The organism is Klebsiella sp. MS 92-3 (genome assembly GCF_000195655.1).
In the GTDB taxonomy this organism is placed as follows: domain Bacteria; phylum Pseudomonadota; class Gammaproteobacteria; order Enterobacterales; family Enterobacteriaceae; genus Klebsiella; species Klebsiella pneumoniae.
On record NZ_GL882817.1, the window covers coordinates 6,662 to 8,716 of the forward strand.

Sequence of the window (2,055 nt, forward strand, 5' to 3'; positions counted from 1 at the left end):
AGCTTACGCTGCCCGTCGAATGTACTATTCAACGAGTACAAAGCATAACATACTTCCCGGCGATCAGTAACGCTGGCGCCACTCCGCATCGCTGAGGATCTTATCCTGCTGCCCCATAAAGTAGCGGTAGTAGGCGTCATAGGAGAGGACATTCTTCACGTAGCCGCGGGTTTCCGAAAACGGAATACTCTCGACAAACGCCACGGCGTCGATCCGTCCGGCGCTATTCCCCTGCCAGCTGCGTACCCGGCCCGGCCCGGCGTTATAGGCCGCTGAGGCGTAGATACGGTTATTGCCGAACTGCTGATAAACGTACTGCAGATAGCTGGTGCCGATATTGATGTTGGTTTCCGGATCCAACAGCTGCGACGGGCCGCTGTAGCCGGGAATGCTGAACATACTGACGGTATGCGTCGCGGTGCCCGGCATAATCTGCATCAGTCCGCTGGCGCCGACCGGCGAGCGCACTTTCGGGTTCCAGGCGCTCTCCTGACGGGCAATTGCCATCGCGTAGCTCTGCGGAATATCTTTGCCGCTAACATAGCGGGCAAACAGGTCGTTATAGGCCAGCGGGAAACGTTCTTCCAGCTGATCCCACAGCTTACCGGCGATCGTCGCCTGCACGCTCAGATCCCACCAGTGCTGATCGAAGGCATAGCGCGCCAGCTGCGCCTGCTGGGATTTGGTGCGACTAGTGACCAGGTTGGCCCATTCGGTGCGCGCGGTGTTATCCATATTCCAGTACATCAGCTCACGTACCCGCGCCATCTCCGGCCCGGAGGCCAGCGCCGGATCGATGGTGCCCGAGGCTTTATCGATGCGGAAGGTATACTCCTCGCCAAGACGCTGCGCGGCGACCATCGGGTAGAAGCCTCGCTGTTGCATCAACGAGCGAAGGATCGCCTGCGCCTCCTCATCCCTGCCGCGCTCCAGCAGCAGATCCGCCTGCCAGTAGCGCCATTCGTCTTTCTCTTTCGCCTCCATCGGCAGGCGCGCCAGCCAGGTGTTGAGGCCATGGCGATCGCCCGTCCCCAACGCCATCCGTACCCGCCGCTCCACCAGCGGCGTGGACTGCGAACGCATGATTGCGTCATCGCGCCAGATGGCCTGCTCTTCGGTTACATCGCTACCCATCAGGCGCCAGGCGACAATATCGCGCAGTTCCTGGGTCTGATCCTCATTGAGCTGCTGAGCCTGTACCAGCGAAGGGATCATCAGGCGGGCATTTTCCACGTCCTGGCGGGCGACGCTGGCGAAGGCGACGGCGGCCATCTGACGGGTAAAGTCCGTCGCCCCGGTGGTGCGGGCGAAGGTGAGGACGCTGTTTGGATCGTTAGCCAGGGCGACCACGGCGCTGGCGATGCTCTGGTAGTTGGCGGGCATTTGCTGGGCCAGCGATTTCACCAGCCCGATATTGCCGGCCTTCATCGCCAGGCGGATCCGTTCGAGATATGCCAGCGGATCCTGCTGACCGGAGTCGCGCCAGGCGCTGAACAGCGGTTCACAGGCGCCGGGCTGATTCTTGCCCGTCAGCCACAGCTCTTTCGCCCCGCTCCAGGCCTCCTGCGACTGTCCCACGCTCAGCTTGGCGTAGTAATAGTTGCACTGCGCCTCGGTGCTGGTCGGCTTATCCGGGCTAAACGCCAGCAAGCCGCGCCAGTCGCTGCGCCGGGCCAGTTCATTCACGAAGCGCGAACGTAATGAACGCGCAGGGGGCAGCGTCGGATTGGCGTCAATAAAGTTTTTCACCACCAGCGCCGGCTGGTTCATCAGATCGTCGGTGATCTGTCGGTACTGCAAATAGGGATACAGGGGATAGGTGCTTAACGTGGGCATCAGCTGGTCGACTACATCCATCTGCCGGTTATCCCACGCCTGCTTAATTTGTGCGTAGCGGCTGCGCTGTTCATCCAGTGAATCCGCATGCGCCAGCTGACTCAACGTCAACAAACCAACGCTGGCAGCCAAAAGATGCCACGTCATTTTTTTGGCTTTTTCCACAAGCTCTTCCTCTTTCCGGTGCATTTTCGCAGCATCGTGCCGCTTAAAAACCCC

At 60.2% G+C, this 2,055-nt stretch carries 1 protein-coding gene; it reads right to left on the bottom strand.

Annotation, left to right across the window (positions count from 1 at the left end):
• Nucleotides 1-63: 63 nt before the first annotated feature.
• Nucleotides 64-2,001 carry a murein transglycosylase gene (gene sltY / locus HMPREF9538_RS11680; protein ID WP_002887806.1) on the bottom strand — a complete coding sequence of 646 codons (1,938 nt, stop codon included), beginning with the start codon at nt 1,999-2,001 and terminating at the stop codon, nt 64-66.
• Nucleotides 2,002-2,055: the final 54 nt, after the last annotated feature.